The organism is Robbsia andropogonis (genome assembly GCF_000970345.1).
Lineage (GTDB): Bacteria > Pseudomonadota > Gammaproteobacteria > Burkholderiales > Burkholderiaceae > Robbsia > Robbsia andropogonis.
On sequence record NZ_LAQU01000069.1, the window covers coordinates 1 to 8,455 of the forward strand.

The window sequence follows — 8,455 nt, forward strand, 5'->3', positions numbered from 1 at the left end:
GTCGCGTAGGCTTTTTTTGCGCTATCGCGCCGTAACAATCACGTCGACGAACGACACACTTCCAGGTTTTCGGTATGTGCGCCATCGGCGGCGCAGATCCCGAGCCCCGCGCTGCCGTACACTCCGGTCTTAGATTTCGATCTTCGTACCCAGTTCGACGACGCGATTCGCCGGAATGCTGAAAAAGTCGGTGGGTTTGGCCGCATTCTGATGCATCCACGCGAATACGCGCTCACGCCATAACGACATGCCTGGCAGTTGCGTGGGAACCACCGTCTCGCGTGCCAGGAAAAACGACGTATCCATCAATTCGAACGTCATTTCATGTTCGCGCTCAAGATACTTGAGCACCCGGTCGACATCCGGCGTTTCATTGAAGCCGTAAACTGCCTTGACCAGGAACAGCCCACCGTCGAAAGGCCTGAGGAAATAGCGCTTGTCTTCTTCGATATACGGAACGTCCCGGGTCAGGAACGTCATGAAGATCGTCCGCTCGTGCAGGATCTTGTTGTGCTTGAGATTGTGCAGCAGGCTCACCGGCACCAGTGTCTCACTACCGGTGAGGTAAATCGCGGTGCCCGAGACGCGATGCGGTGGGTGGGCAAGTAGCCCTTTCAGGAAGGGTTGCAGCGGTATACCATCCGCGGCGGTTCGGTCCTTTACAATCTGGCGCCCCTTTGACCAGGTCGTCAACAGGAAGAACAGCAGCACGCCAACGCCCAGGGGCAACCAACCACCCTCCTCGATCTTAATGACATTTGCACCAAAAAAGGCGAGATCAACGATCATGAACAGCGCGACAATGGGAATCACCAGCCGCTTGCGCCACTTCCAGACGCGCAACATCACCACCCCCACCAGCATCGTCGTGATCACCATCGTTGTCACCACGGCAATGCCGTAGGCAGCGGCCAAGTTGTCCGAACTACGGAAGCCAAGCACGATGCAAACAACGATGAAGTATAGCGACCAGTTCACGACCGGAATATAGATCTGACCGATTTCCCTGTCGGACGTATGCTGGATCTTCATCCGCGGCACATAGCCAAGCTGGATTGCCTGCGATGTCAGCGAGAAAGCACCCGAGATAACGGCCTGGGAGGCAATGACCGCTGCCGCCGTCGCAAGGATCACGAGTGGCAATGTCGCCCAATCAGGCGCCATCAGAAAGAAAGGGTTGCTACGCGCTTCCGGTGACGCCATCAACAGCGCGCCCTGACCAAAATAGTTCAGCATCAGTGACGGCATCACGATACCGTACCAGCCGATACGGATAGGACGCGCGCCGAAATGGCCCATGTCTGCATATAGTGCTTCCGCCCCGGTCAGTACCAGGAAGACCGAGCCCAGCACCACATACGCCTGCAAGGCATGCAATGAAATAAACCGGACCGCATGAACCGGATTGATCGCTTCCAGAATAATAGGCTTCTGGACAATGTGATAAAGCCCCAGGGCCGCGAGCGCCAGGAACCATAGCAGCATGACCGGGCCGAACAGCTTGCCCACCACCTCGGTGCCGCGCTTTTGCAAGAAAAACAGAATGGTGACGATCACGAGCACGATCGGCACCACGTAATGCCCGAGTTTCGGCGCGGCCACCTCCAACCCCTCCACCGCCGACAGTACGGACATCGCGGGGGTGATCACCGCATCACCATAGAACATGCAGGCGCCGAAGAGGCCCAACATGATCAGGACCGTGGCAAACCGAGTGCCCTTGCGCACGTTGCGCAGGGACAGCACCATCAGCGCCAACGCACCGCCTTCGCCGTTATTGTCGGCACGCATCACGAAGAGCACGTATTTGACCGCCACGACAAGCGCGATCGCCCAGAACAGCAGGGACACCACGCCGAGAATGGCGCCATCCGTGAATTGAATGCCGTGTTCCTCGCTGAACGCTTCTTTCATCGCGTACAGCGGGCTGGTGCCGATATCGCCGAAAACAATACCGATGGCCGCGGTCACGAGTGCCGACATGCCCTGCTTGCGCGCGTGCGATGTGTAGTTGGTAGCCAAGTTCAGTTGTCGTTATGCGACTCATCCGATACGTCGGACTGGCGCGGAAGGCCACGTTGGATCCATGCGGCGAGATTTTGCGGCCGCAACGTGTCCCATTCCTCGAACGGCTGGTGAATCCACGGATTCGTCGGCAGATGACTTACATGATAATCAGGCCGCGTCACCGAGCATGCCTTGTACCATAGCACCGCCGAGCGCACTTCGGTGATGTCGGGAAACCGTTCGGCCAAATGGCCTTGTACGCGCGCCAGCGTGATACCGGAGTCGACAAGGTCGTCGACCAGCAGCACGTTGCCCCGTAGTGGCCCCCGCGTCATGGTGATGTATTGGGCAATATCGAGCTGGCCCTGAATCGTGCCCGCGGCTTCGCGATAGGAACTGGTCGACAGGATCGCCAACGGCAAGTCGTAAATCCGCGACAATTGGTCACCCACGCGCAAACCGCCGCGGGCGAGACATAAAATGAAATCGAACCGCCAGGCGGACTCGTGGATCTGGAGCGCCAAGCGCTCAACAAGACGATGGTATTCGTCCCAACTGATCCAAAGATGTTGATCGTCGCTTTTGGGAAGACTCACTGCATTACGCTCAAGAAGACACGTTTCTCGGGAGCGGGTGCCGCGCACGGCAAGACGGTTCAAAAGGTGCGATGCGCCGCGTCACCCGCTACGTGCACCGCCGTCCCGGGCGCACGGGGCGCCCGTCCGCCAGTCACATTTACACTTTGAACGGGTGTTCCAGCAAGATCGTTTCATCACGATCCGGACCCGTGGATACCATGTGGATGGGCGTTCCGGCCAATGCCTGCACCCGTGACAAGTAATCTTGTGCTTGCTTGGGCAACTTGTCCCACTGCGTGATACCGATCGTGCTCGACTTCCATCCGGGGAAGGTTTCGTACACAGGCTCACAGGCCTTGACCGCCGCCGCGCCCGTAGGCAGCAAATCGACCGTCTGGCCATCCACCGTATAGCCGGTACACAGCTTGACCTCGTCCAAACTGTCCAGCACGTCCAGTTTCGTGATGCAGAGGCCCGAGATACCGTTGATCTGAATCGACCGCTTCAATGCAGCCACATCCATCCAACCTGTACGGCGCGGACGGCCCGTGACCGAACCGAATTCCTTGCCGATTTTCGCCAGATCGATCCCGACCGGGTCCTGTGCCTCGGGATTATCCGCGTCGTACAGTTCACTTGGGAACGGCCCGCTGCCTACACGCGTGCAGTATGCCTTGGTGATGCCCAGCACATAATGCAGGCGGTGCGGACCGACACCCGCGCCTGCGGCAGCCGCGCCAGCAACACAATTGCTGCTCGTGACAAAGGGATAGGTCCCATGATCGACGTCGAGCAGCGTGCCCTGCGCCCCTTCGAACAGCAGACTGCCGCCGTCGGCATTGACCGCCGCCAGCTTCGCCGACACATCCGCGCACATCGGCCCCAGATCCTTCGCGAAACCAAGCATCCTGGCCAGGGTTTCGTCAAAGTCGATCGCTTCCGCACCCAGATACTGTGTCAGCTGGAAGTTATGGTAATCCAGGATTTCCTTCAGACGCTCCGCGAAGCGGGCCGGATCGAACAGGTCCTGCACGCGCAGACCGCGTCGTGCGACCTTGTCTTCGTACGCCGGGCCGATGCCGCGACCGGTAGTGCCGATCTTGTCGTTCCCACGCTTCTTCTCGCGCGCCTGGTCTATCGCGACATGCGAAGGCAGCAGCAAGGTACATGCGTGGGAAATAAACAGGCGATCACGCACATGCAGGCCGGCCGCTTCCAACTCCCCGATTTCCTTGAACAGCGCCTCAGGAGACAGCACGACGCCATTACCGATATAGCAAGCCGTTCCATCGCGCATGATGCCCGAAGGGATCAATCGCAAAATGGTCTTCTTGCCGCCGATAATCAGCGTGTGACCTGCGTTATGACCGCCTTGGAAGCGGACAACACCTTGCGCGTGATCGGTCAGCCAATCGACGATCTTGCCTTTGCCTTCGTCACCCCACTGCGTGCCGACGACAACGACATTTCGTCCCTGGTTCGATGCAATACCGGACATGTTGAGTTCGAGCCTGATTAAAAACGTATTCTACCCGCGTTGCGCGGTGATATTCGGAAATTAGCGTGTTTGGCGTGACACCAACACCCATTGGTCGTTTTGCGAAACGAGCTCACGCTCGCATGCGAATTCGTCCAGATCGTGTGCATGTCCCGGCAGTGACTGAATCACCACCTCGCCTGCGTCCCGCAACGCGGCGATCGCCGCACGCAAGGTAGCGTCCTGCGTCCACGGCGCGTAGATCGCCGAGGAACGGGCTTCCACCGGAGAAATCCGGGCCAACTCGCGCAGATCCATCGAAAATCCAATCGCGGGCCGGTCACGGCCGAATAAACGACCAATCCGGTCATATCGCCCGCCCCGCGCGATCGCATTCGGCACGCCATCGACGTAGGCCGAGAAAATCACACCAGTATGGTACTGGTAAGTCCCACCCAAATCACCGAGATCGAACTGCACAGGACTGACACCCACCCCGGCCGAAGACAAGGCAGCATCGGCGGCATCTGCCAGTTGCGTCAGATCGCCTAGCGCACGCTGGATTTCCGGAAGGGCCGGCAGACGCGCGCGCGCGCGATCGAGCACATCGCGACCGCCATACAACGTTGGCAACGCACGCAGCGCATCGCGTAGCGGCGTGTCCAACGATTGCGTCAATGCCTGCAATGCAGGTACGTCCTTCGCCGCAAGCGCTCCGGAAATCGCGTAGGCATGCGCGGCCGCCTGCGGCGACGACGCCAGCAATGCGGTGGCAATGGCCGCATGGCCGAGATCCAGTCGTACACCCTGCAATCCCACGCGCGCCGTACAATCGATCAGCAATTGCTGGATTTCGATATCCGCTTCGATGCCGGCATGACCATACAATTCAGCGCCAATCTGATAAGGCTCGCGTGTCGCGTGCAAGCCACGCGGACGCGTTTCCAGCACCGGGCCCGCATAGCAGAGTCGCGTCACGCCGGCACGATTGAGCAAGTGCGCATCGATGCGCGATACCTGGGGCGTAATGTCGGCGCGCACACCCATCGTGCGCCCGGACAATTGATCGACCAATTTGAAGGTACGCAGCGCCAGATCGTCGCCGGCCCCTGCCAGCAGGGACTCCAGATACTCCAGCAGCGGCGGCATCACCATCTCGTAGCCGTATGCGCGGAACCGATCCAGCAGCAGTCGCCGCAGATTTTCACTTTTACGCGCTTCCGACGGCAGGACGTCGGCAATGCTTTCGGGCAGGAGCCAAATCGACACGGTCGATATCCTCTCAATCCAATGCCAGATGTGGCGTGTAAACAATAAGACGACAAAAGTCGACACAGCGGCCTTGATGGCCGCTCTGTCGGCAAACAGGTCGCAATTCTACGCAAAAGTACGCCGGAGGGTAAGGCTTAGCGCGCGCCGGCGCGTTTGGCCGGTGCCGATGCACCCGGCGGCGTGCCGCCGTCGGGCGAGCGCAGGTACTGGAAGAACGCGCTGTTCGGATCGGCGACGATCACATCACCCTTGTTGCGGAACGCTGCCCGATACGCGTCCAGGCTCTTGTAGAAAGCATAGAACGCCGGGTCCTTGCCGAACGCCTGTGCATAGATCGCCGAAGCCTGCGCGTCGGCGTCCCCCATGATCGCCTGCGTCTTCTCATAGGCTTCGGACAGCACGACCTCGCGTTGACGGTCCGCATCGGCACGAATTTGCTCCGCTTCGGCTGCACCAGTTGAACGCAGGTTATTCGCGACCTGCTTGCGCTCCGCCTCCATCCGACGGTAAACCGAGTCGCTGATCGCCGCAAGCAGGTCGACGCGCTTCAGGCGCACATCCAATACTTGGATACCAATGCTGGCCGCTTCTCGCTCAACCTTGGTACGTACCGCCTGCATGACGACCTCGCGCTCGTTCGAGACGACTTCAGTCACTGTCCGCTTGGCGAACTCCTCGTTCAACGCTGCACGGATAATCGCCTTCAGACGATCCTCCGCGGCACCGCTGTCGCTCTTGAACGAAATGTAATACTTCAACGGATCCGCAACGCGATACTTGACGAACAAGTCGACCAACAGGTTTTTCTTCTCCGACGTGATGTAACGGTCTGGCTCGGCGTTGTCGATCGTCTGAATTCGCTTGTCAATCGTAACCACGTGCTGGAACGGCGGAGGAAGCTTGAAATACAGCCCCGGTTCGGAAATCTGGCGCTTGACGGCACCCAGCGCGAAGACGATTGCAAAGCGACGCTGATCAACGACAAACATCATCGACGATGCCAGCGACAACACAACGGCCAACGCGACGATCGCGGTAATGATTCGATTCATGGTTGGCGTTCCTTATTGGCCTGACGCACTGGGCAGGTCCTGCAGCGATTCGCTGCGGTCCCGGCTGCGGAAGATCGTGCGGGAGCGCAGCGGATCACTGCCGTCATCTTGGACGTTATCCCGCTGCCGCGTTGCCATCGACGACATCGTCGCGCCACCCGACAGCCCGCTCCCGAGGCTGATCGGCGCGCCGTCCAGCGACGAAGCGTCGCCGGGTGTCGCATCGTGTCCCGCGCCGTTGTCGGTACCATTCGAAGCGCCGCTTCGCGCAGCACGGCCGCTCCCGGTGTCGCTGTTATTGTTCAACAACTTATCCAATGGCAGATAAAGCAGGTTGTTATTGTTCCGGCCGTCGATCAGCACCTTCGAGGCACGACTATAGATCTGCTGCATCGTATCCAGATACATCCGCTCGCGCGTCACCGTCGGCGCCTTTGCATACTGCGCCTGAATGGCATCAAAACGCTGCGCGTCACCGGTGGCCTGCGCCACGACCTTTGCCTTATAACCCTCGGCCTCCTCGACCATTCGCGCCGCGGTACCCCGAGCACGAGGAATCACGTTATTGGCATAGGCCTGCGCTTCATTCTTCTGCCGCTCCCGGTCCTGGCCCGCCTTTACCGCGTCATCGAACGCCGCCTGCACTTGCTGCGGCGGTTGCACGTTCTGCATTGTCACGCTCGTCACCAGAATGCCGTCGCGGTAGGAGTCCAGAATTTTTGTATCGTCTGCGTTAGTTCCAGGGCCACCTGCTCACGCCCCTCGTACAGGACGAAATCCATCTTGCTCTTGCCGACGATCTCCCGAACCGCTGTTTCGGCGGCCTGGGCGACATTCGCCTCGGCGTCGGCATTGTTGAAGAGGAAATCGGCTGCGTCCTTGATCCGGTACTGGACAGCGAACCGCACATCAATGATGTTTTCATCAGCGGTCAGCATCGACGAATCCTTGGAATTCGTCTGCGCGATCGTGCCGCTACGACCGATGTCGATCGAGCGCACCTGCCACATGTTGACCGTTTCGTTCGACTCGAACGGCCAGGGCATCCGCCATTGCACACCAGCCGGCACGGTACGCACGTACTTGCCGAAGCGCAGCACGACACCCGCCTGCCCTTCCTGCACCACATACAAGCCACTGCCGAGCCAGATCACCACGACGGCACACAACACGGCGATTACACCAATCGACCCCCCTCGGCCCGCGCCGGGAAAACGCGGACCGCCGCGTCGTGGACCGCGATTGTCCTTCCCGCCACCATTGTTATTGTCACCGCCGCCACCGAACCAGCGTTGCAATCGCGAATTGAATTCGCGCCACAGATCGTCGAGGTCCGGGGGGCCTTGCTTGTCGCCGGCACCCATTGGCCGATCGCGTTGACTGCGCTCGCCACGCTGCGGCACGCCAGGCGGCGTTGTGGGGGGACCTTCGCGACGACCATCGTCTGGACGACCGTCATTGCCGGCGTCGTCCTTGTTGCCCGAATCCCCGGAAGCGCGCCGGTCATCACTGCCTGGTGCATTCCCCGGGACGCCGCGCGTCTCGCTATCGGGGCCGTTGGAACCGTTCGAAGTCGGCTCACCGTCACCGGTGCCTTCACGGGATTCACCCCGCCCCCAGCGCTGATCGTTCAACGAAAAAATCGCAGTCATCCGCTGCCTAGTACTGCTGTAGTTTTGATCATTCACCATGAAGCAGCCGGTTAGTACGCTGTGAGGCGACGCTATGAAGCGACGCGGTAACGCCACGCGATCAGGCAATGCGCTAAGGTGGCACGAATGAGACCTCGTCGGGCCTCGTGGCGTTGTCGTGGAATGCGCCGGCATTAAGCAGGACGGGCGGGCGGCAGCCATTGCCCCCGCCAGCGTTACCTCTACCGCACACCGGCACATGACGTATCGCTACGCCGCATGGCCATCGGACGCATCGTCGACCTCGGTCGGCGATGCTGCGTCGCCGCCAGAGATCGCTGTACCGGCAGGCCCGGCATTCGAAGCGTCCGCTACCGCCCCGTCGCTCGCCTTCCGCTTTCGATCCCATTCCGTGCCCTGACGCGACGCGGGCTCTGA

General features: G+C 60.0%; 7 protein-coding genes. All 7 read right to left on the reverse strand.

Features of this window, described 5'->3' with window-relative positions:
- Window positions 1–129: 129 nt before the first annotated feature.
- A complete protein-coding gene (locus WM40_RS25015; protein WP_036009159.1) occupies window positions 130–1,983 on the reverse strand; it encodes a potassium transporter Kup in 1,854 nt (617 codons plus the stop codon).
- Window positions 1,984–2,024: 41 nt separating this feature from the next.
- A complete protein-coding gene (locus WM40_RS25020; protein ID WP_024902942.1) occupies window positions 2,025–2,603 on the reverse strand; it encodes a phosphoribosyltransferase in 579 nt (192 codons plus the stop codon).
- 139 nt (window positions 2,604–2,742) lie between these two features.
- Window positions 2,743–4,083, reverse strand: a complete 1,341-nt coding sequence (locus tag WM40_RS25025; protein ID WP_046154339.1) for an adenylosuccinate synthase — start codon at window positions 4,081–4,083, stop codon at window positions 2,743–2,745.
- 60 nt (window positions 4,084–4,143) lie between these two features.
- Window positions 4,144–5,331 (reverse strand): ATP phosphoribosyltransferase regulatory subunit, encoded by a 1,188-nt coding sequence (locus WM40_RS25030; RefSeq protein WP_024902945.1) that lies wholly within the window; start codon window positions 5,329–5,331, stop codon window positions 4,144–4,146.
- A 137-nt stretch (window positions 5,332–5,468) separates the two neighbouring features.
- Window positions 5,469–6,386 (reverse strand): protease modulator HflC, encoded by a 918-nt coding sequence (gene hflC, locus WM40_RS25035; RefSeq protein ID WP_024902946.1) that lies wholly within the window; start codon window positions 6,384–6,386, stop codon window positions 5,469–5,471.
- A 12-nt stretch (window positions 6,387–6,398) separates the two neighbouring features.
- Window positions 6,399–7,058, reverse strand: a complete 660-nt coding sequence (locus WM40_RS32655) for an SPFH domain-containing protein (protein ID WP_052738521.1) — start codon at window positions 7,056–7,058, stop codon at window positions 6,399–6,401.
- Window positions 7,059–7,069: 11 nt separating this feature from the next.
- Window positions 7,070–8,077 (reverse strand): protease modulator HflK N-terminal domain-containing protein, encoded by a 1,008-nt coding sequence (locus WM40_RS29185; protein WP_413783829.1) that lies wholly within the window; start codon window positions 8,075–8,077, stop codon window positions 7,070–7,072.
- Window positions 8,078–8,455: the final 378 nt, after the last annotated feature.